The sequence below is a fragment of the Chryseobacterium sp. KACC 21268 genome (genome assembly GCA_028736075.1).
Classification (GTDB): Bacteria; Bacteroidota; Bacteroidia; order Flavobacteriales; family Weeksellaceae; genus Epilithonimonas.
In genome coordinates this window covers 1,378,037-1,399,428 of sequence record CP117875.1, presented here as the reverse complement: position 1 = coordinate 1,399,428, position 21,392 = coordinate 1,378,037, and the positions used below count along the sequence as shown (strand labels likewise).

Annotated in this window: 23 protein-coding genes; 9 read left to right on the top strand and 14 right to left on the bottom strand. The window is 38.0% G+C overall.

Annotated elements, in window-relative coordinates:
* Positions 1 to 272: 272 nt before the first annotated feature.
* The 6 genes from PQ459_06675 to PQ459_06650 form a co-directional block, all read right to left on the bottom strand.
* Entirely contained in the window at positions 273 to 563 is a 291-nt protein-coding gene (locus PQ459_06675) for an HPF/RaiA family ribosome-associated protein (protein WDF48159.1), read from the bottom strand.
* Positions 564 to 632: 69 nt separating this feature from the next.
* Positions 633 to 1,511 carry a tyrosine-type recombinase/integrase gene (locus tag PQ459_06670; protein ID WDF48158.1) on the bottom strand — a complete coding sequence of 293 codons (879 nt, stop codon included), beginning with the start codon at positions 1,509 to 1,511 and terminating at the stop codon, positions 633 to 635.
* A gap of 75 nt (positions 1,512 to 1,586) precedes the next feature.
* On the bottom strand, positions 1,587 to 1,784 hold the full coding sequence (rpsU, locus tag PQ459_06665) for a 30S ribosomal protein S21 (protein ID WDF48157.1): 198 nt from the start codon (positions 1,782 to 1,784) through the stop codon (positions 1,587 to 1,589).
* Positions 1,785 to 2,346: 562 nt separating this feature from the next.
* Entirely contained in the window at positions 2,347 to 3,330 is a 984-nt protein-coding gene (locus tag PQ459_06660) for a pyruvate dehydrogenase complex E1 component subunit beta (protein ID WDF48156.1), read from the bottom strand.
* Between the two features lie 127 nt (positions 3,331 to 3,457).
* Positions 3,458 to 3,874 (bottom strand): DUF2147 domain-containing protein, encoded by a 417-nt coding sequence (locus PQ459_06655; protein ID WDF48155.1) that lies wholly within the window; start codon positions 3,872 to 3,874, stop codon positions 3,458 to 3,460.
* 163 nt (positions 3,875 to 4,037) lie between these two features.
* The gene (locus tag PQ459_06650; GenBank protein ID WDF48154.1) at positions 4,038 to 5,957 is read right to left on the bottom strand and encodes a sulfatase-like hydrolase/transferase; all 1,920 of its coding nucleotides are present in this window, start codon (positions 5,955 to 5,957) and stop codon (positions 4,038 to 4,040) included.
* Positions 5,958 to 6,074: 117 nt separating this feature from the next.
* Here PQ459_06650 and PQ459_06645 point away from each other — a divergent pair, with 117 nt between their 5' ends.
* From PQ459_06645 to PQ459_06630, 4 genes are all read left to right on the top strand, one after another.
* Complete coding sequence (locus PQ459_06645) at positions 6,075 to 6,821, top strand: CDP-alcohol phosphatidyltransferase family protein (GenBank protein ID WDF48696.1); 747 nt, start codon at positions 6,075 to 6,077, stop codon at positions 6,819 to 6,821.
* Positions 6,822 to 6,903: 82 nt separating this feature from the next.
* Positions 6,904 to 7,668: an exonuclease domain-containing protein gene (locus PQ459_06640; protein ID WDF48153.1), complete on the top strand. Its 765-nt coding sequence runs from the start codon at positions 6,904 to 6,906 to the stop codon at positions 7,666 to 7,668.
* 90 nt (positions 7,669 to 7,758) lie between these two features.
* Positions 7,759 to 8,367 (top strand): fumarylacetoacetate hydrolase family protein, encoded by a 609-nt coding sequence (locus tag PQ459_06635; protein WDF48152.1) that lies wholly within the window; start codon positions 7,759 to 7,761, stop codon positions 8,365 to 8,367.
* Between the two features lie 102 nt (positions 8,368 to 8,469).
* Positions 8,470 to 8,913, top strand: a complete 444-nt coding sequence (locus tag PQ459_06630) for a universal stress protein (protein WDF48151.1) — start codon at positions 8,470 to 8,472, stop codon at positions 8,911 to 8,913.
* An 86-nt stretch (positions 8,914 to 8,999) separates the two neighbouring features.
* Here the strand turns inward: PQ459_06630 and PQ459_06625 are convergent, their stop codons facing one another.
* The gene (locus tag PQ459_06625) at positions 9,000 to 9,233 is read right to left on the bottom strand and encodes a hypothetical protein (GenBank protein WDF48150.1); all 234 of its coding nucleotides are present in this window, start codon (positions 9,231 to 9,233) and stop codon (positions 9,000 to 9,002) included.
* 42 nt (positions 9,234 to 9,275) lie between these two features.
* Between PQ459_06625 and PQ459_06620 the strand changes: the two genes are divergently transcribed.
* Both PQ459_06620 and PQ459_06615 read left to right on the top strand, forming a co-directional pair.
* Positions 9,276 to 10,181 carry a DUF6427 family protein gene (locus tag PQ459_06620; GenBank protein WDF48149.1) on the top strand — a complete coding sequence of 302 codons (906 nt, stop codon included), beginning with the start codon at positions 9,276 to 9,278 and terminating at the stop codon, positions 10,179 to 10,181.
* 14 nt (positions 10,182 to 10,195) lie between these two features.
* Positions 10,196 to 10,780 carry a DUF3109 family protein gene (locus PQ459_06615; protein ID WDF48148.1) on the top strand — a complete coding sequence of 195 codons (585 nt, stop codon included), beginning with the start codon at positions 10,196 to 10,198 and terminating at the stop codon, positions 10,778 to 10,780.
* 124 nt (positions 10,781 to 10,904) lie between these two features.
* On the opposite strand, the gene PQ459_06610 is transcribed toward PQ459_06615, so the two are convergent.
* Together PQ459_06610 and PQ459_06605 are read right to left on the bottom strand one after the other, a co-directional pair.
* Positions 10,905 to 11,555 (bottom strand): hypothetical protein, encoded by a 651-nt coding sequence (locus PQ459_06610; GenBank protein ID WDF48147.1) that lies wholly within the window; start codon positions 11,553 to 11,555, stop codon positions 10,905 to 10,907.
* A gap of 148 nt (positions 11,556 to 11,703) precedes the next feature.
* Positions 11,704 to 12,045 (bottom strand): hypothetical protein, encoded by a 342-nt coding sequence (locus PQ459_06605; GenBank protein WDF48146.1) that lies wholly within the window; start codon positions 12,043 to 12,045, stop codon positions 11,704 to 11,706.
* A gap of 133 nt (positions 12,046 to 12,178) precedes the next feature.
* On the opposite strand from PQ459_06605, the gene PQ459_06600 reads away from it, so the two are divergent.
* Positions 12,179 to 13,039 carry a GH25 family lysozyme gene (locus PQ459_06600; protein WDF48145.1) on the top strand — a complete coding sequence of 287 codons (861 nt, stop codon included), beginning with the start codon at positions 12,179 to 12,181 and terminating at the stop codon, positions 13,037 to 13,039.
* Positions 13,040 to 13,122: 83 nt separating this feature from the next.
* On the opposite strand, the gene PQ459_06595 is transcribed toward PQ459_06600, so the two are convergent.
* Positions 13,123 to 13,902: an alpha/beta hydrolase gene (locus PQ459_06595; GenBank protein WDF48144.1), complete on the bottom strand. Its 780-nt coding sequence runs from the start codon at positions 13,900 to 13,902 to the stop codon at positions 13,123 to 13,125.
* A 38-nt stretch (positions 13,903 to 13,940) separates the two neighbouring features.
* Entirely contained in the window at positions 13,941 to 14,765 is an 825-nt protein-coding gene (locus tag PQ459_06590; GenBank protein ID WDF48143.1) for a carboxypeptidase-like regulatory domain-containing protein, read from the bottom strand.
* Between the two features lie 298 nt (positions 14,766 to 15,063).
* Here PQ459_06590 and PQ459_06585 point away from each other — a divergent pair, with 298 nt between their 5' ends.
* A complete protein-coding gene (locus PQ459_06585; protein WDF48142.1) occupies positions 15,064 to 16,971 on the top strand; it encodes an ABC-F family ATP-binding cassette domain-containing protein in 1,908 nt (635 codons plus the stop codon).
* A 16-nt stretch (positions 16,972 to 16,987) separates the two neighbouring features.
* On the top strand, positions 16,988 to 17,503 hold the full coding sequence (locus PQ459_06580) for a hypothetical protein (protein WDF48141.1): 516 nt from the start codon (positions 16,988 to 16,990) through the stop codon (positions 17,501 to 17,503).
* Between the two features lie 172 nt (positions 17,504 to 17,675).
* Here the strand turns inward: PQ459_06580 and PQ459_06575 are convergent, their stop codons facing one another.
* The 3 genes from PQ459_06575 to cysD all read right to left on the bottom strand — a co-directional run bounded on the left by PQ459_06575 (position 17,676) and on the right by cysD (position 21,383).
* Positions 17,676 to 18,965 (bottom strand): TSUP family transporter, encoded by a 1,290-nt coding sequence (locus PQ459_06575; GenBank protein WDF48140.1) that lies wholly within the window; start codon positions 18,963 to 18,965, stop codon positions 17,676 to 17,678.
* Positions 18,966 to 18,980: 15 nt separating this feature from the next.
* Complete coding sequence (locus PQ459_06570) at positions 18,981 to 20,219, bottom strand: GTP-binding protein (protein WDF48139.1); 1,239 nt, start codon at positions 20,217 to 20,219, stop codon at positions 18,981 to 18,983.
* A 255-nt stretch (positions 20,220 to 20,474) separates the two neighbouring features.
* Entirely contained in the window at positions 20,475 to 21,383 is a 909-nt protein-coding gene (cysD, locus tag PQ459_06565; GenBank protein WDF48138.1) for a sulfate adenylyltransferase subunit CysD, read from the bottom strand.
* Positions 21,384 to 21,392: the final 9 nt, after the last annotated feature.

Here is a 21,392-nt window from a genome sequence, read left to right as displayed (position 1 = left end):
TTATTTTTTTTAATAATGATCGTCAATCTTGCGCTAAGGTTACTTCCTTTTTGCGAGTGCAAATATGAGACTTTTTTCTTCAAACCTGCAAATATTTTTTAAAAAAATTTTGATTTTTTTTATTTAATCTAAACAGTCAGTTTAAACAAAAAAGTAGGCTTCAAATTAAAGATCATATTTCTGCAATCCGGTTGCTTCCGTTTTGCGAGTGCAAATATGAGACTCTTTTTTGAAACCTACAAATGTTTTTTTACAAAAAAACGTATTTTTTTCTAAGCTAATTCTTTTTTCTTGATTAACAGTTTCTTAGCGGTATCAACAGATTCGTCTAAACTTTCCTCAAAAGTAGCGCAAGTCTTTTTTACGACGATATCATCACCTGGAACTTTGATAACGAGCTCGGTCGTTTTATTTAACTTCTCAGTAGTATTTTCAACTTTAAGGTAAACCGTAGCCTCAACAATTTTGTCATAAAAGGTCTCAAGCTTAGCTAATTTTTTTTCAATTCTTTCTTTTAATGGTTCGTGCGGTGTGACACCTGCAGTCTGAATTGTAATCTTCATAACGTCTGTTTTAAATGGTTAAACAATGTAAAATGTAAAAATCATTCCATCTTCTCTATTTTATCAAATTTATTTTTTCTCTCTTGGATGCGCGTTCTTGTAAACTTCTTTCAGTTTCTCAATATTCGCGCTGGTATAAACTTGCGTACTTGCCAAACTGGAATGTCCCATCAATTTTTGAACCTTTGATATCTCTGCACCTTCGTTTAGAATGTGTGTAGCAAAGGTATGTCTTAAAATATGTGGACTTCTTTTCTGCTTGGAAGTAACATTACTAAAGTACCTATTAACGACTACATAAACAAATTTTTCTCCCAGTTTTTTTCCTTTTTTATTGATGAAAAAGTATTGCTGGTTTTCGGGATCTGGAAGTCTTGTAGCAAGATAGGTCTGATAATCGGAAAGCAATTCGTCCGCGATCGGGATGATCCTGGCCTTGTTTCCTTTTCCGATGACCAAAATCTCTTTTTTTGAGAAATCGACATTATTAAGTAGGAGATTACATAGTTCAGCTTTTCTGATTCCGGTTTGGTAGAGCGTTTCTATGATGAGTTTCTCGAGAAGTGTCATCTGTCCCTTCTCCTCCACTTCCGTTTTCATTGTGTCCATCTCTTCCACAGAGAACGGAATGCGCTTTTCTGCGTAGAATTTGAGCGAATCTATGGTTTCCATTGGCGAGACTTTTATCTCCTCCAAACGGAGCATAAATAGATAGAAACTTCGGAGTGATGAAAGTTTCCGGTTGATGCTTCTTTTAGCCAGACCGGAATTGCTGAGTTCTACGATAAAATTCTTGATTACTTTCTTATGTACGTGGACCACATCTTCCGTTGCTTCTGTTTTCAAAACAAAGGCTGAAAAGTCCGAAAGGTCTTTTGTGTAATTGGTAAGCGTGTGTGGAGAATATCTCTTTTCCACTTCGATGTACTCCAGGAATCTTTCTATCATAGGTCTATAAATGCAAAATCACTTCCAAATATAGAAATTCGGAAGTGATTTTTCTTATGTTTTGCAAAAAAGAACTTAAGCTTGTTCTTCGATGCTTGCGTTTCTTTGTTTGTAAGCTGCTTTAAGTTTTGATTGTCTCAAAGTTACAGAAGGCTTGATAAATTGTTGTCTTGATCTAAGTTCTCTTACAACTCTTGTTTTATCAAATTTTCTCTTGTACTTTTTTAAAGCTCTGTCGATAGACTCTCCGTCTTTTACTGGAATTATTAACATATATTACATCTCATTTTGGATTGCAAAAATATGAATTATTTATTAATTCGCAAATTTTTGAAGAGTTATTTTTAATATTATAAAGAACTTTTTCCATCTAAATATTTTTAACGCAAAGACCGCAAAGATTTTTTGACATTATTGAAAATATTTTGTAAGGTTCGCAAAGACGTAAAACTCATCAAAGTTTTTTTGTGTCTCGCAGATTGAGCAAATTTTGTAGATTAGAATTTGACGTTAAGTTTGTCATTCCGTAGGAATCTCGACAGTTGAGATTGACTATGTCGAGCCGCTTTGTTAGGCTTCCTACGGAATGACAAAATGGTGTTATTATCTGTCTTGTTGATTGGATGACAAAATCCCTAGCCCCGATTGCAGTGGAAATCCTTTTTTGCGTTTGCTCAAAGTTCTATTTAGAGGGAAATCGTCGGGCAAAAAAGATTGCAACGGAAAGCGGGAAACAGCTCCAAATAAAAAATCTAAAAAAGCTATTCGACTTACGTCAAACAGCTCCAACATAGTCTACAAATAAAAACTCCCGAATGAATCCGGGAGTTTTGTTTTATGCTTTGATGTAAAGAGCGTTTTTGATCTCTTCTTTCACTTTTTCCACTTTCGGGAACCACTCTGCAAACAATGGCGCTGAATATGGCGCTGATGCATCTGGCGTTGTAATTCTCTTGATCGGCGCATCCAAATAGTCGAATGCTTTCTGCTGAACCATATAAGTGATCTCGGTAGAGATGCTTGCAAATGGCCAAGATTCTTCCAGAACTACCAATCTGTTTGTTTTCTTTACGGACTCCAGAATCGTATCGTAATCCAAAGGACGGATGGTTCTAAGGTCGATCACTTCTACAGAGATTCCTTCTTTTTCCAAGTCTTCTGCAGCTTGCAAAGCTACTTTCATAATCTTACCCCAAGAAACCAAAGTCACATCTTTTCCTTCTTTCTTGATGTCTGCTTTTCCGATCGGGATGTAATATTCCTCTTCTGGAATTTCCATTTTGTCACCATACATCTGCTCAGACTCCATAAAGATCACTGGATCGTTATCTTGGATCGCAGATTTCAAAAGGCCTTTTGCATCGTAAGGATTGGAAGGAATGATCACTTTGAGACCTGGACAGTTGGCGTACCAGCTTTCGAAAGCCTGAGAGTGTGTTGCTCCCAACTGACCTGCTGAACCTGTAGGACCACGGAAAACGATTGGAATATTCCATTGTCCACCTGTCATTTGGTACATTTTCGCAGCGTTGTTGATGATCTGATCGATCGCAACCAAAGAGAAGTTGAAAGTCATATATTCTACGATCGGACGATTCCCGTTCATTGCCGCGCCTACAGCGATCCCTGTAAATCCAAGTTCCGCAATTGGTGCATCTATGATTCTTTTTTCTCCGAATTCAGCCAGCATACCTTTGGACGCTTTGTAAGCACCATTGTACTCTGCAACTTCTTCTCCTACTAGAAAAATGGATTCGTCTTTACGCATTTCTTCGCTCATAGCCTGAGCAATTACTTCACGAAATGTATATTCCTTCATTATAATGTAATATTGATTATGAAAATGTTCTTTGTTAAATTTCGAAATACAAAAGTATTAATTTTTTTATTATCTGCATAACAAAAAAGGCTCCCATCTGGAAGCCTGTCAATTATCATAAAGATTGTTAGTTCACTTTATGCCAAGTTTGCGTTTTAACAGCAATTCCCAATACAATGGCTTTTACTTTCAGGACATCACCTTCACGTACCAGCTCAGTTTTGTAAGATTTTCCGTCTTTTGGATTGGTAATGGTTCCGCCAGAGAATTCGTTGCCATCTTTTGAAAGACCACGGATGATCTCTAATCCGATTAATGGTTTGTTTTTGCGGTCATCTTTACATTTTACGCAGTTCGCATTTTCTGGTTTGATCAATAGTTGTACAATCTTCCCGTTGTATTTCCCTTTAGAATCTTTAGAAATTTCAACGATGGATTTTGGTTTTCCGGTTTCGTCATCGATAGTTTTCCATTTTCCTTCGATCTGAGCAAATGAAAGAACCCCGATGAATGATAAGGCAAATGATAATAATAACTTTTTCATTGTCTTTATTTTAAGTTTGTTTATTGTTTGATGTGATTAACTTGTTAACGTTAAATTAATATTGATAAAAATATAAATTAATTTTAAACAAACAAGAATTATTTGCTATCCAAAGCATAAATAAAGCCAATTGACAGAATTTTTTAATATTAAACACCTTTATCTAATACAGTTTTCTGTTGATCACACGATCCATATAATCCTGATACCACGCTTTTGTTTTTAGGATTCCGAGTTTTTGTTCTGGATTAAGGTTTTTGCTGAACAGATTTTTGGACAACGCCAGATCTGTTTTGTCATAGATTCCCGTCACTTCTTTTCCATCAAAAATGTAGACGTAGTTTCCAATTACAATTTGCTCATTGATGGAATCGGAATGGATGATCATATGATCTTCATTCTTGTCCGAAACCAAACTTCTGCCCCAACTTCTGATTTTTTTGTTATAACCAAGCAAGTCAGCCAAAGTTGGATAAATGTCGATTTGCTGGGCAAAACGGTCATCAATTCCTTTCAAATTATATTTTGGATTTGGAGAGAAAAACAATAGCGGAATCGCAAATCTGTTCATCGCTTTTTGATATTCCTCATAATGGATTTGATTGGTGTGGTCGGCCGTTATGACGAAAATTGTGTTCTGATACCAAGATTGCTTGCTCGCCGTTTCGAAGAATTTCTTTAACGCAAAATCTGTGTATTGGATTGGAACGTGGATCTGCAATGGCCCAGATTTGAACTTGTTGTGATATTTCTCCGGGACTTTGAACGGGTCGTGAGACGAAGCTGAAAACATTGTGGACATAAACGGTTGCTTTTTCCCAATGTTCTTCGCAAAATATTGAAAAAATGGTTCATCCCAAATCGCCCACATTCCGTCGAAGTCCTTGTCATTATTGTATTCGTTTTTTCCAAAATAATGTTTGAAACCCAAAATATTCCCAAAACCTTGAAAACCCATCGAGCCATTTGGCGCGCCGTGGTAGAAACTCGTGTCGTAGCCCAAATCATTACAAACCGAAACAATCGACTGGATTTTTTGATTGGAATAAGGGGAACTCGTAAAAGCATCGGTCAAGCTCGGAATTCCCGCAAGCACAGAACTCATTCCGTGGATGGATTGTCTTCCGTTCGCAAACGCATTGGTGAAAATCAGACTTTCTTTTGCCAAACTATCGAGAAATGGCGTGTAGGAAACAAAATCTTTGATGTTCGAATTTCTATTAAAAGCCCCAGAATATTCTTTTCCGAAACTTTCCATAATGAAAATGACAATATTTGGCTTGTCTCCCACTTCCCTTTCGTATAATTTATAAGGTTTAATTTCTTGATTAATGAATTTCTCATCAACAAAATTGACGAGCTTGAAATTGTTGGTATTAATCGTTCTGAAAAATGAAAAAACACTGTTCAGAACTAAGTTTCCTTGAAGTGGATTGCTGACGTGTTTGTTGGCATCAACCAAATTAATAGGTCTTGTGGAATGTTTAAAATCGCCACGGATTCCGCCAACCACTAAAAGTGCTATTACACACAAAATAGCAACAGATGAGGCAAAATATTTGATTAAATTTTTAGGTTTCTCCTCTTCCACTTTCACTTTTTTGTAAAGGAAAATCCACAGGAAAATCATTAAAATAAAGGAAACAATCACAAACGGATTCTGCAAAACCGCATTGAAAAAGACCTTTCCGATATTACTTTCGTTTTTAGCTACAGAAAAAACAGCGGAAGTCAATCGCGCTTGGCTAAATCTATAATAAATAATGTCGCCAAAGTTGAAAGCGTAAGTAATTCCATTCGTGATGAAGTACCAGAAAAACAGAAATTTCTGATAATTCTTTTTTGTATTGATAACAATCGGAATAATGCTTAACAAAATAAAAACCGAGTTCACATAAAGAATCGCAGTCGTGTCAAACGCAGTCCCGTAATAAGAAAGCTTGAAATATTCGGAAATTCCATCGACCTTCACCAATTCACGATTGAAAAACCAAAACAGGAATCTCGCCATTTGATAAAAGAAAAACACCAAAAAAAGTCTGTAAACCAAGGCCAAAACTTCCTGCCCTCTCAAATTTTTCATTTTGCAAAATTACGAAAAGTGTAAAGTCAGATGATGGAAGATGGAAGTTTTTCCACACACCTGAAAAACTTCCATCTTCCAACCTCCATCCTCCAACAATTTTCCTATTTTTGTGATATGAATTTCATCAAAAACAACCTTGCCAACGCATTTACTTTAGGGAATCTTTTCTCGGGATGTGTTGGGATTGTTCACCTCATTTCGGGCGATTATCAAACGACAGCGATTTGCATTATTATCTCATTGGTTCTCGATTTTTTCGACGGTTTTATTGCAAGAGCAATGAATTCCAGCAGTAATCTGGGTGGACAATTGGATTCTTTGGCAGATATGGTAAGTTTCGGATTTTTGCCTGGCGTTGCGATGATGAAAATGCTAGAACCATTTGGCAATAATTTTTTAGGAATCGAATTACCCTTTGAAATTAAATATTTTGGATTTTTGATTACACTTTTTTCTTGTCTTAGATTAGCAATTTTCAATTTGGATGACGATCAGAAGTATTATTTTAAAGGTTTGAATACACCGAGTAATACAGTTTTGATTTTTGGAATTTATTATAATTTAGAAATAACAAAAAGTGTTCTTAGCATATTCCCTCCAAACGAACTAGGAAATTTTATTCTAAACATTAGTGCAGAAGTTTGGATAATTATTACAATCATTTCTTCTTGGTTACTTATTTCGCCAATCAAAATGATTGCAATGAAATTCAAATCAAAAAAATTAGAAGATAATTATCCAAAATTGGCTTTATTAATTGGAGGAATTTTGATTTTACTAATTTTCAAAACAGTCGGAATTCCGTTGATTATCATTTATTACATTTTTGTTTCATTAATATTTCAAAAACAACTTAAATAGTTATGAGTTTTGAGTTAAAAGTTATCATTAATATTACTTGAAAACTCATAATTCATAACTAGTAACTCATAATTATAAACAAATGAACTTAAAACTATATAAGCCACTTTGCGTTTTCGATTTGGAAACGACGGGAACCAACGTGGGAAAAGACAGAATCGTGGAAATCTGCATCCTGAAAGTAAATCCGGACGCATCAAGAGAAAGTAAAACCTGGAAAGTAAATCCAGAAATGCCAATTCCAAAAGAATCCTCCGCCATCCACGGAATCTACGATGAAGACGTTGTGAACGCACCAACTTTCAAAGACATTGCATCGAAAATTCTGGAAATGATTTCCGGAGCGGATTTGGGAGGTTTTAATTCCAACCGTTTTGATGTGCCACTTTTGGCAGAAGAGCTTTTGCGTGCTGGTTTGGATTTCGACCTGAGCAAATTCAAGCTGGTGGATGCGCAAACCATTTATCACAAAATGGAACCGAGAAATCTTTCTGCAGCGTACAATTTCTATTGTCAAAAAACTTTGGAGAACGCGCATTCTGCGGAAGCCGATGTTTTGGCGACTTTCGAAGTTTTGGATGCGCAAGTTGGACATTACGAAGATTTGCCGAATGAAGTTGCTGGCCTTAGCGAGTTTTCTTTCCACAGCAAGTTCGCAGATTTGGCTGGAATGATTCATTTTAATGACAAAGACCAGGAAATTTTTGCTTTTGGGAAATACAAAGGACAACTTGTGAAGGACGTTTTCCAAAAAGATATTGGCTATTACGGCTGGCTTCAAAGTGCTGATTTTCCGCTTTATACAAAGAAGATATTTACAAAAATCCAGCTGAAATCTAGGTTTTAATTAAATTACCATTGTGAAAATCGAATAGCGTAAGAATTTGAAATTAAAGATTGTTACATTGTTCTACTGATAAATTGTTACATTAATATTATGAAAATAATCTGCGTAGGAAGAAATTACGGCGAGCACGCCAAAGAGTTGGGAAATAACATTCCGGAAGATCCAGTGATCTTTATGAAACCTGACACCGCCATTTTGAAAAAAGGCTCGGATTTCTACATTCCTGAATTTTCTGATGACATCCATTATGAATTGGAAGTGGTTTTGAAAATCTCAAAAGGTGGAAAATATATTCAAAAAGAAAATGCAGGAAATCATTATGATGAGATTGGTTTAGGATTGGATTTCACGGCGAGAGATTTGCAAACCAAGCTGAAAAATAAAGGTTTGCCTTGGGAATTGGCGAAAGGTTTTGATGGTTCGGCGGTGGTTTCAGATTTTGTTTCGAAAGACAATTTTGATTTGACAAATCTTGGATTTTCATTGACCAAGAACAATGAGAAAGTTCAAGACGGAAACACGAGCGAAATGATTTTCAGTCCCGAGGATATCATTGCTTTTGCATCGCAATATTTCACTTTGAGAGTTGGCGATTTGATTTTTACGGGAACGCCAAAAGGTGTTGGAAAAGTTTCTGAGAATGATCTGCTTGAAGCTTATTTGGAAGATAAAAAATTGTTCAGTTTAAAGATCCAATAGTCAGAATTAGTTGATGATTATTGGTTAATAGTTGACGGTTATCAGTTGAATTCTTTTTATAATGGCTAAATTTTTGTACTTTGTAGCTTATAAACTTAGATTATGAAAAAAATTATTTTACCCGTAGATTTTTCCGACACCTCAAATAAATTGGTAGATTATGCCATCAATTTTGCGAAAGAAGTCAATGCCGAAATCCAATTGATCCACGTTGCGGCGACAGATATTGGTTTTGTGATCGGTGATATGGGATTCCAATATTTTCCTGAAGTTGAGGAAAATGAGATCAAATACGAATTGAAAGAACTTAATAAAATTCAGGAAAGAGTGGTTGCACAGGGCGTTACTTGTAATCATATCCTAAAACAGGGAATTGCTGGCGACACGATCTTGGAATTTGCAGATGAACAAAATGGAGATTACATCGTGGTAGGTTCACACGGCAGAAGCGGTGTTTATGATGTTTTCATCGGAAGTTTGACCAAGGAGATCACCAAAAAGTCAAAGATACCTGTTCTGGTTGTTCCTTGTCACGATGAAGAATAATATGAAATAAAAATCAAGATACTAAAATAAAAGAACCCGTCTCGTTGCAAAAACAAGACGGGTTTTTTATTATATAATCAATTTATTTAACCTTCGTTTTTATAAATTTTCGGGTCGTAATATGGATTTTTACCTTCTGTTGGAGAGAAGTAATCTTTGTCCTTTTGAGCGCCCAAAGTCACTACCAAAATATAACACCAGTAGCAGAAAAATCCTGTTGCTACAAGAAACAGCACCCAGTTCAGAACGTTACCAAAAAGATTATAGAATCCGAAAGACCATTTGAAAGCTGCACTTAATGCTAACCAGAAAGATGTCATATTTTTCTTTTTTTAAATTAACTTTGCACAAATTTATAAAAAATGTTTCGATTACTTTCAAAAGAAAGCAATATTTTTTCTGTTCCGGCCTACATTGGCGCTTTGTTTCTGATATTTCTATCACTTAACTTATTAGATTTCAAAAACATAACGCTTATTCCGACTTTAATTACGTTCACCGGAATCAGTTTGGGATATTTTTTATTCAATGCGATTGCATTAAACCAATTCTCTCATCTTCCATTATTTCTTTACACGGTTTTTGTGGTTGCTTTTTACGATGGAACCATCAATCTGGGTTTGGCCTGTACTTTCTTGATGAGCTCCATTTTATTATTGATCTTGACGAGTCAAAATGACCAATTGAGGAAAAGTTCATATATGCTTGTAGGTGCAATTTTGGCTTTTACATTTCTCGTTTTCCCGCCCAGCTGGCCAATGGCTGTGTTCGTGATCTTCCATATCATCGGAACTTCCGGACGAATTGGTCTTAATATGTTTCGCCTTTTGTTTGGAGCCATTTTGATTGTCTTGAGTTATTTTGGTGTGATGTACTTGATACATTTCACCACGTGGGATCGTTCTTATCTACCATTTTCAGCTTCATTTGAAATGTTGAGATCATATTATCCTTTATATATTTTGATCCCGATTGCCTTGATGATCATCTACTCGCTTTCCGATCACTTCAAACATTACAATGAGAAAAGTCCTATCAGCCGATACAAATATACTTTTGTCCTGGTTTTTTCGCTTGCGCAATTGATCACGATCATTTTTTATATGGGCTATGATTACGAATATCTTTTGCTACTTGCTTTGCCTGTAAGCATTATTATCAGCCGAATGTTGCGTTTCCTTCCAAAATACTGGATGCAGGAATTGGGACTTTGGATTGTTGTTTTTTGCTTGGCAGCATTTAAAATCGCTAATTTTGCACAATATTAAATAATTGATGAAGAATGATCCAGATAGATGATAAACTGATTTCCGAAGATATATTTGCAGAAAGTTTTGTCTGCAACCTTACCAAGTGCAAAGGCGCTTGCTGCGTAGATGGTGACACTGGTGCACCACTCGACAAGGACGAATTGCCAATTCTTGAGGAAATTTTCCCTAAAATAAAATCTTACCTCAGGCCAGAAGGCGTAAAGGCCATCGAAGAACAGGGAACTTGGGTTATAGACCCTTATGACGGCGGTTACGTGACGACATTGGTCAACGGAAGCGAATGTGCCTATGTTATTTTTGATGAGAAAGGCACAACCAAATGTGGTATCGAAAAAGCTTATGAAGACGGCGTTGTTGATTGGAAAAAACCAATTTCGTGTCACCTTTATCCAATAAGAGTGAATGATTATAAAACCTTCATCGCGCTAAACTATCACGAGTGGGAAATTTGTAATGATGCCTGTACTTTGGGGAAAGAATTACAAGTGAGAATCTATCAATTTCTGAAAGAGCCACTCATCCGCAAATACGGGGAAGAATTCTACAAAACCCTTTGCGACGCCGCAGAAGAATGGGAAAAAGAATATAATTCTTAGTTAGACAGGAGATCTTAAGACAGGAGATAAGAGACAAAAAAAGGAATCCAATTTGGACTCCTTTTTTTATTTAGTAATATTTGTACAATGTACAATGTACAATGTACAATATACATTTTTCTTTTTACAATTTAAACTCGTCATCAGAGATCGGTTGGTTGATCTTGATATCAGAGTTTTTGACACTGATCTGCTGTCCTGCTGCATCTACAGACATTTCTTCTACGAATTTGATTCCGTCCACGTCCGTATATTTGTTGATGGTCATATTGCCTTTTTCATTTTCAGTTTTGAAAAGCAATCCAGTTTTCACATCGAAGTAAGATTTGGAATCGTCTGAAGAAAGCAAATAATAATCTTTTCCATCAATCTGAGTTTTCTCAACAGTTTTGATTTTCGCCGGATCCAATCCTAATGCATCCATTATTTTAGCTGTCTTTAGTTTTGATATCTGGTCTGCAGGAAGATCCATTTTCTGACCCATTTGAGACGCATAACCTTTCTCGCCATCAAAAACCTGAACCATCTCCTGTCCCATCATAGACTGTGTGGATTTGAACTTGTTATCTTTCTTCAAGGTCTTTCCTTCCATTTCCATTCCCATCACGCTGATGGTATTTTTCATAGAAAGTGTTTTTACAGCTTCTAATTTTTGTTTTCCACCAAGAACAGTCACGTAGTTATCAATGATTTGTTTTGCTGTTGGCACCGTTTGTGCAGACATCGTTACCACCATCATAACCGATAATGCGAATGTCAAAATGATTCGTTTCATATTTTTTTAAATTTTTCCCTGAATAAAATTAGTCAATTTTCTAAGATCAAATATTCCTTTCGTGAAATATTGTCTTTTATTTAGTTATCAATTATAGTAAAATGTTACAAAAAAAGACCTCAAATTTTGAAGTCTTTCTGAACTAAATCTATTTCTTGATATCCGCCTTCACGTCTTTATAAGTGTCGCTTACAGCATCAGCACCTTTCACTGCCGTTTTCTCTACGGCTTTAGCACCTTTTTTTGCTGTTTTGCCTGTCCATTTTGCGCCTTTCTTCACACCTTTTTTGGTCGCTTTTGCGCCTTTTTTGGTTTTATCGCCAACCCATTCTGCGCCATCTTTCACGCCTTCACCAGTTGCTTTTGCACCTTTTTCAACGGCCGTTCCTACAGCTTTTGCATCCTTTTTCACTTCCTGTTTTACAGTTTGGGCATTCATTGCAACTGCTACTAATAGAAATGCGGCTGCTGATAAGATTCTCTTTTTCATCTTTTTATATTTTAAATTAATATGATATTCTAAGCACAAAGTAAGCCAAAAAAATTAATCAATATTTTAAATTTTAAAAATAAATTCATCTTGTTCTTTTTCAAAAGGGAAATATAATATTTTTGCAAAACTTATGGCGAAGACAAACCAATCTACGAAGCGGAAAATCCATCAGAAGAGAAAAAACGTTTTTATCAAAAAGCGTTGGATTCTTCTCTTGATTCTTTTGGTGTCTCTGCTCGGTACAGGTTTTTATCTAAGGCAAAAAATAAATTATTACTTCTCCTACTATTTAGGAAAACACTTTGAACACAAGAATCTCACGAACTCGCAAAAGGAATCAACGAGAATTGATAAAATCGTTGGTCTCTATTCCAATCAGACTTTTGGCTTCGACATTTCCCATTATCAAAGAAAAGAAGACATCCAGTGGGATAGTCTGAGTATTGGCAACCGAACGATTCCTTTGAAATTCGTAGTTCTGAGAGCAAGTATGGGCAATAGAAAATTGGATAAGAACTTTGACCATTTTTGGGAAACGGCAAAACACCACGGTCTTATCCGAGGTGCTTACCACTTTTACCGTCCGGATGAAGACCCGATAATGCAGGCGAACTCCTTCCTTTCAGTTGCAAAATTAGAATCGGGCGACTTGCCTCCAATCCTTGACATCGAAAAAAATCCAAGAAAAAAATCAAAAGAACAATTGGTTTCTGACCTCAAGGTTTGGATTAAAATAATGGAAGAAACATACGGTGAGAAACCAATCATCTACACCTACTACCATTATTACAAAGATTATCTAAAAGGCGAATTCGATGATTATCCGCTGTGGCTGGCGAATTACAATGATGTTCCTACGCCGTCACCAGATGATGAGTTTCAGTTCTGGCAATTCTCAGAAAACGGTATTGTCTATGGGATTAATTCCAAAGTTGATTTGGATATTTACAATGGAAATCTCTGGAGCTTGAAAATGATGACGATAGATTAGACAAAGGTCTTCGACTCCGCTCAGACTGACAGACAATTAGTATTATAAATGTCACACTGAGCGGAGTCGAAGTGTTTTATTTATCACTTCTTCAAAAACTCAATCACATCCTTGTTCAACTCTTCCGCTCTTTCTATCGGAACGCCGTGTGAAGCACCTTTGTAGATTTTCAATTTGGAATTAGGAATTTCTTTAGCGATGTATTCTGTATGCGAACGCAGAATCAAATCATTTTCTCCAGCTAGGACAAAGACTTTCGCTTTGATATGGTTTAGTTGTTCCGTGGTGATTTTTGGTTCGTCAATCATCAATTGAAGCAGGCGAATCTCACGTTCAGGTTTGTTTTCAGCTTTCATTTTCGCGGCGTCCTTTTTCATATTTTCGACTTCACTTTCTCCTACGCCATTCGGGAAAACGTTGGCGCCACTTGTGATGATTTTATTAATATTTTTTGGATATTTGATTGCAAATTCAATCGCAATATTTCCGCCATCGCTCCAGCCGAGAATATTGATTTTCTTTAATTTCAATTCATCCGCCAAAGCTTTTACATCATCAGCAAATTTAATGTAGGTCAAAGGTCCAGTCGAAGTATCCGTACTTTTACCTTGAGCGCGCGTGTCCATCGCAATGATTTTGAAATGTTTAGAAAGCTCCGGGATTTCTTTTGAAAAAGCATCGATGCTTCCGCCGTTTCCGTGAAGCAAAAATAATGGTTTTCCTTCTCCGTAAATTTCATAGTAGATATCAGCACCTTTTAAATGAAGTGCTTTTCCCACTTTTTCATTTTTTCCAAAATCCGAAACCTGGGCAATGCCGAAAATGCAGCTACATAACAAGACTAAAAATATTATCTTTTTCATTGGATTTGATTAATGGTCAAATTTAGAAATAAATCAAACTACTTTTTCACTTTCACATCAATGTTGATAGCTGGCGCTGCCATTCCGATTTTTTCCCAATTACCATAGAACGAACGGTAATATCCCGACCTGAAAAGCGCTCCACTCAAAGCCACTTTCCCATCCGACTGTCCAATAAACTGAATCCCTACAAAGAATTTTCCTTGAAGCCAGATTTTTTCATTGCTCACATCCACAGAAAAAGTTGAATTATCCAATTTACTTTTATCAATGTTAGCGATGATGTCTTTATTCAAAATCAGATTGTTCGGTTTGCCATCTTTCTCATCGTAAATCGTGTAACGAACTTTGATGGGCGTCGTAGCTTCGAATCTGGAAAAATTGATATTGATTTTGGTGATTTTCAGTTTTTTGCTGGAGCTGAATTCCACCGCAGTTTCTTCTACGACTGAATTTCCTTTTTCCATATTCGGCGTAAACATCACAGATTTCGATTTGCTGTTCACACCCAGATTTTTGTCTTTGTAATTATTTGGAGCCAAGACTACTTCCTGAATATCGGTGACTTTTTCGTACAAATAAATAGTGTGAGGATTCTGTTTTACAAAATCTTCTACCGAGCTGCGGAACTGTTTGTAGCCGGGAACAGCGACTATTAATTCTTTGTCTTTCGAAACATTGTCCAATTGAATTTGGAATTTCCCATTTTCATCCGCTTGAATTCCGGAACCTTCGTTCATAATCCCAATTTTAGCGTAAGGAATTGGTGTGTTATCTTCTTTTGAAAGGACAATTCCGGAAATGGTTTGTGCCTGAAAAGCTACGAATGCGAAGATGGCAAAAAGAAAGTTGAGTTTTTTCATAGAGTTTAATTTGATTGCAAACATCTGAAATTTCCCATTCCAATTATCTCAAGGAAAGGTTAAATGCGTTTTGGTTTTCGTTAAATTTTTCTAAAGATGTCAATGAAACATAGAATCTCCGCAGCCCGGCTTGAACGGAAATCCTTTTTTCGAGGGAAAAGCGCTGGCAAAAAGATTGGGAGTGGAAGACGGATAAAGCTGCCCAAATAATTATGATTATCTGAATTTTAAAATTTCATTTTCGTACTTTCGCAGCTGGAAAAACTTCCAGCATTTAACCTTCATCATCCAACCCAAAATGAATTACGTTTCTGCAGAAAATCTTAGCAAATCTTACGGCGTCAAAGTTCTGTTCAAAAATATTACCTTCCACGTGAACGAAGGCGACAAAATTGCCATCGTTGCCAAAAATGGAAGCGGAAAATCCACACTTCTGAAAATCCTAATGGGAAAAGAAATCGCGGATGGAGGTGAAGTGGTGATTAACAAAGACATTCAGGTTGTTTTGTTCGATCAGGAAATTGATTTTGACCCGAAACTTTCTGTAGAAGAGTTTATGATGACTTTGGATTCTGCGCCAATTCTCGCTTTGAAGAAATACCATCACGCTTTGACCTCGGAAAATCCAGATGATATGGAAACGGCTTTGGCTGAGATGGAAATCCATAAGGCCTGGGATTTGGAAAATGAGATGGAACAGATTCTTTCCCAATTGAAAATCACCGATTTGTCGGCGAAAATGGGAACGCTTTCTGGTGGACAAATCAAAAGAATTGCGTTGGCAAAACTATTGACAGAAACCAGAGCGGAACATCGTCATACGTTATTAATTATGGATGAGCCGACCAACCACTTGGACGTGGAAATGGTAGAATGGCTGGAAAATTATTTGAGTAAGGCGAAAATTACCTTGCTTTTGGTGACGCACGACCGTTATTTCTTGGATGCCGTTTGCGACAAGATTTGGGAAATGGAAGACGGAAATCTCTATCTCCACAACGGAAGTTATGCGACTTACCTTGAGAATAAAATGATTCGCGAGGACAACTTGAATTCGACGATTGATAAAGCCAACAATCTTTACAGAAAGGAGTTGGAATGGATGCGAAGACAGCCAAAAGCGAGAACCACGAAATCAAAATCGCGTCAAGATGATTTCTACGAAACTGAAAAAATAGCGAAAACCGACACGAGAAAAGAAACTCTGGCGTTGGATTTCGAGATGAAAAGATTGGGGAATAAAATCCTTGAACTTCGAGACATCAATAAAAGTTATGGAGAGAAAGTATTGTTCAAAGATTTCTCCTACCAATTTCAAAGAGGTGAAAAAGTAGGGATTGTTGGAAAAAACGGTGCTGGGAAATCGACTTTACTTAATATCATTCAAGGTTTTGAGCCGAAAGATTCTGGAGAGATTGAAACCGGCGAAACGATTAAATTCGGATATTTTGCACAGAAAGGGTTGACTTACAAAGAAGACGAACGCGTGATTGATTTCATCAAAGAAATTGGGGAGAATTTTCCTTTGGCTAATGGAAAGACCATCTCGGCTTCTCAGTTCTTGAGATTATTTTTATTTGATGACCAAACGCAATATTCACCAATTTCGAAACTTTCGGGCGGAGAAAAACGCCGTTTGCACTTGATGTATATTCTGTATCAGAATCCAAATTTCTTGATTTTTGATGAGCCTACGAATGATTTGGATTTGCCGACTTTGACAGTTCTTGAAAACTTTCTTCAGAATTTCCAGGGAAGTTTGATTATCGTTTCTCACGACCGTTATTTTATGGACAGAATTGTGGACCACGTTCTGGCTTTTGAAGGTGACGGAAAAATAAAAGAGTTTGTTGGAAATTTCTCAGAGTACAGAGAGAACCTGAAGAACGAAGAGAAAAATCCTAAGGCAGAAAAGACGGAAGCCGGAAGTCAGAAGTCGGAAGAAAAATCGACTGTGCAAGTTGTGACAAATCCTCAACCAACAAACAACCAACAACCAAAGAAGAAATTATCTTTCAAAGAGCAACACGAGTTGGAAACAATCGAAAAGGAAATGCCGAAATTGGAAGAGCAACGAAGCAAAATCCTTGATGAACTGAACAACGAAACCGATTACGAGAAAATTGCAAAATTCTCAGCGGAATTGGAAAGCATCTCTGAGAAATTGGAGAATTTCGAATTGCGTTGGCTGGAATTGCAGGATTAAATCCAATAAAAATTCTATGGATAAGATAAAGGACACGAGAAGTTTTATGAGAATCGTTCACAGATATCTTGGATATTTGATGGCGGGCATAATGGCTGTCTATGCCATCAGCGGTGTGATTCTCGTTTACCGTGATACGGATTTTTTGAAAAGAGAAAATCATTACGAGAAAATCTTTGAGAAAAATCTGACCGAGAAACAAGTTGGTGAAGAGACGAAAATCAAGAACTTTGAAGTGACCAAAAGTGAGAACGGCGTCTTTTATTTCAAAGAAGGCACTTATAATTCTATAACTGGAAAAGCGGATTATACGAAGAAGGAATTGCCTTTTGTTTGGGATAAAATGACGAAACTTCACAAGGCAAAATCTGAAAATGCACTTTCTCCGCTGAATACATTTTTCGGCATCTGTCTGTTGTTCTTTGTGATTTCCAGTTTCTGGATGTTCCCGCCTAAATCCAAGGTCTTCAAACGTGGAATGGTTTTCACAGCGATTGGGGTTGTAATTGCCTTGTTGTTGACGTTTTTATAAACTTAGTTTCCTATTTGCGCCAGCTGCAAAAGGGATGGTAGTGGATATCCTTTTTCTTGGGCAGGCAAAAGCTGAGGGAAGAAAAAGATAGTAACGGACAGCCCGACCCGAGCGGAGGCCCTTCGAGAGCCTCAGGATGACAAGCGTGGGCGAGGGATTTGCCCTAAATTTTCTATATGATATGGAAAGTTTTGAGTAAAACATTCAAGCTCCAGATGATGACGATGGCGCCGACTCCGATGAACATTGCTTTCAAAGGTAATTTACCCGCTAATCTTGCGGCAATAGGCGCAGCTAGAACACCACCCAAAATCAATCCTGCAATGAGTTGCCAATGGCTGATTCCGATGACGGAAAAGAAGGTCAATGCACTGGCAAAAGTGACGAAAAACTCAGTCAAACTCACGGTTCCAATGACGTAGCGCGGGGTTTTTCCTTTCGATATCAAGGTTGATGTGACCAATGGTCCCCAACCGCCACCGCCGAAGGAATCCAGGAATCCGCCAGCTCCGGCTAACCAACCTACTCTTTTGGTTTTCTTTCTGATTTTATTTTTCTTGAAGGCATTCAGTAAAATCCTTATGCCTAGGATGAATGTATAAAGAGCGAGAATCGGTTTGATAATTCCTGCATATTTCTCTCCCAAGTAAGATAACATTAGTGCTCCCAATATTGCACCTAAAACGCCTGGAATCAGGATATTTTTGAATAATTTCTTGTTGATATTCCCAAACTTATAATGGCTGAAACCGGATGCGCCACTGGAAAACATTTCGGCGGTATGGATACTGCTGCTAATTGCGGGCAAAGGAATCCCGATATACAACAATGCTGCAGTACAAGTCACGCCATAGCCCATCCCCAGGGCTCCGTCAATCAATTGTGCTAAAAATCCGACGAGAAACAGCCAGAAAAAACGTTCGTCTGTGTTTGCGTTCAAATATTGGTAAGCGACCTCCAAATCTTTGAAACCGATGTAAAAAGACAGGATATTTCCAATTAAAAGAATGACAAAAGCGAGGAAGAATACGGTGGCGGTTCTGCGCCATTTCTTCTCATTATTGATTGGGAAAATGGTTTTTTTCTCGTGCTGATCGTCTGTCTGAAAGGTAAAATCGCTTTCTGTCGGGTTGTTGGGTGCGAAATATAGATTCTTGTGTTCCCTTAATTTTGAGATGATGAGCTGATCTTGCGTTGGATCTTCTGTTGCCACAATAAACAGATCTGCGATTTCTAAATATTCATCTTTGAAATCGTCATTGATGATCTTGATGAAAGTATTTTCCAACAACAGGTTTTTGATATCGTCTGAAAGCCTTTTGGCCAGGACACTGATATCAGCCTCCGGAATATTCTGCATCATATCATTGAGCTGTTCCGACGCCAGTTTCCCACCGCCAACAATCAGGATCTTGTTGGTGGATGCGTTGATGAAAATTGGAAGTGAGATCTTTGTTTTCAAATTATCAGATTTAAATTATTGGATCAAACCTGCGCCAACGGTCACAAAACTGGTCTCATCGATGAAGATGATGCCGCCATTTGAAGCCAGATCTTTGTACGCATCATAGGCAAATGGTTTTGCAGTCTTGAGTTTCAATTTCACAATCTCATTAAGAGAAACCTGCTCCACGTCGTGCTTTTCCAGTGTGTTGACATCTAATTTATATTCGATGTTTCTGATCACGGCTTTGGTTTGAGTCGTGTTGTTTTGAATCAGGTATTTGGAACCGACCTTCAACGGTTTTTCGCCCATCCAACATACCAGGATTTCCAGTTCCTGCTCGAGCTTTGGCAAATCATCTGACTTGACAATCAGATCGCCTCGGCTGATATCGACATCTGTTTCCAAATGCAGGATCACACTTTGAGGTGCGAAAGCCTCTTCCACGTTTTTCTGATCTATTTCTATCGCGGAGATTTTACTTTCTGTTCCAGAAGGCAGAATAGTCACTTCGTCTCCTACTTTGTAAATACCGCTGGTGATCTTTCCGGCATAACCGCGGTAATCGTGGTAGTCTTCAGACTGCGGGCGGATGACGTATTGGACAGGAAATCTGGCTTTATCAAGGTTGATTGTATTTTCCAATTCCACAGTTTCCAGATGGTCTAGCAAAGTTTTCCCTTCGTACCAAGATAATTTCTCGGATCTGTCTACAATATTGTCACCGTCCAAGGCACTGATTGGTATATAAATCACATTGTTCAGCGACAGCTGCTCTGCGATTTTGGAATATTCCTCTTTGATATTGTTGAAGATCTCTTCGGAATAGTTGACAAGATCTAATTTGTTGATCGCCACCACCACATTTGGGATGTTGAGGAGCGATGCGATGATGGAATGGCGTCTCGTCTGTTCTATGATCCCATTTCTGGCATCAATTAGAATAATGATCAAAGCTGCATTGCTGGCACCGGTGATCATATTTCTCGTGTATTGCACATGACCTGGCGCATCTGCGATGATGAACTTTCGTTTTGGGGTCGAGAAATATTTGTAAGCCACATCGATGGTGATCCCTTGTTCGCGCTCCGCACGCAAACCATCTGTAAGCAAAGCCAGATCCAGTTCGCCATCATTTTTGAATTTGCTGGCACGTTCTACGGCTTCCAGCTGGTCGATAAGAATGTTTTTGCTGTCGTATAATAATCTGCCGATCAGTGTGCTTTTTCCGTCGTCTACACTTCCGGCTGTTATAAATCTTAATATGTCCATTTTTCGTTGTCAGTTGTTGGTTGATAGTTGATCGTCTATTTTGCAACTATAATTGTTTTGAATTGCTCCATAGCCCTGATGGGAACGGCATCCTTTTTCTCGTTGGGGTCGGGCAAGCTGAGGCACCGAGAAAAAGATACAGTGGACAGCAGGTTCCCGGCTCCTCATTATAATTGATGATTGATAAGTGATAAATGATTTTGAGAATTTGTTTGCTATTTAATCATTCATCACTTATAATTTTTTCATTAATAATTAAAAGTAGCCGGCCTTTTTTCGGTCTTCCATTGCGGCTTCGGAGGTTCTGTCGTCGATTCTGGTTTCGCCTCGTTCGCTGGTTTTGGTGGTGATGATCTCGGCAATCACTTCTTCCAGATTCGCGGCATTGGAAAGGACTGCGGCGGTGCAGGTCATATCGCCAACGGTTCTGTAGCGGACCTTTTCTGTGGTCACAACATCACTTTCCTCGAGATTGACAAACTCATTCATTGCGATGAACTGGCTATCGAAGTTGAGGACCTCGCGCTCGTGAGAAAAATAGATCGATGGTAATTGGATGTTCTCTTTCAAGATGTAATTCCAAACGTCGAGTTCTGTCCAGTTGCTGATCGGGAATGCTCTCACCTGCTCGCCTTTGTGGATCTTACCATTGTAGGTATTCCACAATTCGGGGCGTTGAAGTTTTGGATCCCACTGTCCGAAATCGTCTCGAACGGAGAAAATCCTTTCTTTGGCTCTAGCTTTTTCCTCATCGCGTCTTCCACCGCCGATGCAGCAGTCGAATTCGAATTCTTCCACGGTGTCTAGAAGTGTGAAGGTTTGGAGTGCATTTCGGCTTGGCAATTTGCCTTTTGGCTCAGTCAGACCTTTTTCTTTGATCGTGTCTTCCACTTTTCTTACGATCAGTTTTTCACCGATCTGTTCGGCTAATTGATCCCGATATTCCAGAACTTCGGGGAAATTGTGGCCTGTATCGATGTGAACCAGCGGGAAAGGAAATTTCCCAGGGCGAAAAGCTTTGAGTGCAAGGTGAACCAGCGTTATGCTGTCCTTCCCTCCGCTGAAAAGCATAGCTGGGCGCTCGAACTGACCCGCTACCTCGCGGAAAATATGAATGGCTTCGGACTCCAGTTGCTCCAGATAATCCAATTGATATTTTGACATTTTGTTCTG

Coding starts and splice junctions, on each gene's coding strand:
- PQ459_06645 (WDF48696.1), top strand. CDS start 6,075: ATGAATTTCATCAAAAACAACCTTGCCAACGCATTTACTTTAGGGAAT.
- PQ459_06635 (WDF48152.1), top strand. CDS start 7,759: ATGAAAATAATCTGCGTAGGAAGAAATTACGGCGAGCACGCCAAAGAG.
- PQ459_06655 (WDF48155.1), bottom strand. CDS start 3,874: ATGAAAAAGTTATTATTATCATTTGCCTTATCATTCATCGGGGTTCTT.
- PQ459_06570 (WDF48139.1), bottom strand. CDS start 20,219: ATGGACATATTAAGATTTATAACAGCCGGAAGTGTAGACGACGGAAAA.
- PQ459_06605 (WDF48146.1), bottom strand. CDS start 12,045: ATGAAAAAGAGAATCTTATCAGCAGCCGCATTTCTATTAGTAGCAGTT.
- PQ459_06640 (WDF48153.1), top strand. CDS start 6,904: ATGAACTTAAAACTATATAAGCCACTTTGCGTTTTCGATTTGGAAACG.
- PQ459_06620 (WDF48149.1), top strand. CDS start 9,276: ATGTTTCGATTACTTTCAAAAGAAAGCAATATTTTTTCTGTTCCGGCC.
- PQ459_06610 (WDF48147.1), bottom strand. CDS start 11,555: ATGAAACGAATCATTTTGACATTCGCATTATCGGTTATGATGGTGGTA.
- PQ459_06650 (WDF48154.1), bottom strand. CDS start 5,957: ATGAAAAATTTGAGAGGGCAGGAAGTTTTGGCCTTGGTTTACAGACTT.
- PQ459_06625 (WDF48150.1), bottom strand. CDS start 9,233: ATGACATCTTTCTGGTTAGCATTAAGTGCAGCTTTCAAATGGTCTTTC.
- PQ459_06675 (WDF48159.1), bottom strand. CDS start 563: ATGAAGATTACAATTCAGACTGCAGGTGTCACACCGCACGAACCATTA.
- PQ459_06670 (WDF48158.1), bottom strand. CDS start 1,511: ATGATAGAAAGATTCCTGGAGTACATCGAAGTGGAAAAGAGATATTCT.
- PQ459_06595 (WDF48144.1), bottom strand. CDS start 13,902: ATGAAAAAGATAATATTTTTAGTCTTGTTATGTAGCTGCATTTTCGGC.
- rpsU (WDF48157.1), bottom strand. CDS start 1,784: ATGTTAATAATTCCAGTAAAAGACGGAGAGTCTATCGACAGAGCTTTA.
- PQ459_06660 (WDF48156.1), bottom strand. CDS start 3,330: ATGAAGGAATATACATTTCGTGAAGTAATTGCTCAGGCTATGAGCGAA.
- PQ459_06585 (WDF48142.1), top strand. CDS start 15,064: ATGAATTACGTTTCTGCAGAAAATCTTAGCAAATCTTACGGCGTCAAA.
- PQ459_06615 (WDF48148.1), top strand. CDS start 10,196: ATGATCCAGATAGATGATAAACTGATTTCCGAAGATATATTTGCAGAA.
- PQ459_06630 (WDF48151.1), top strand. CDS start 8,470: ATGAAAAAAATTATTTTACCCGTAGATTTTTCCGACACCTCAAATAAA.
- PQ459_06600 (WDF48145.1), top strand. CDS start 12,179: ATGGCGAAGACAAACCAATCTACGAAGCGGAAAATCCATCAGAAGAGA.
- cysD (WDF48138.1), bottom strand. CDS start 21,383: ATGTCAAAATATCAATTGGATTATCTGGAGCAACTGGAGTCCGAAGCC.
- PQ459_06590 (WDF48143.1), bottom strand. CDS start 14,765: ATGAAAAAACTCAACTTTCTTTTTGCCATCTTCGCATTCGTAGCTTTT.
- PQ459_06580 (WDF48141.1), top strand. CDS start 16,988: ATGGATAAGATAAAGGACACGAGAAGTTTTATGAGAATCGTTCACAGA.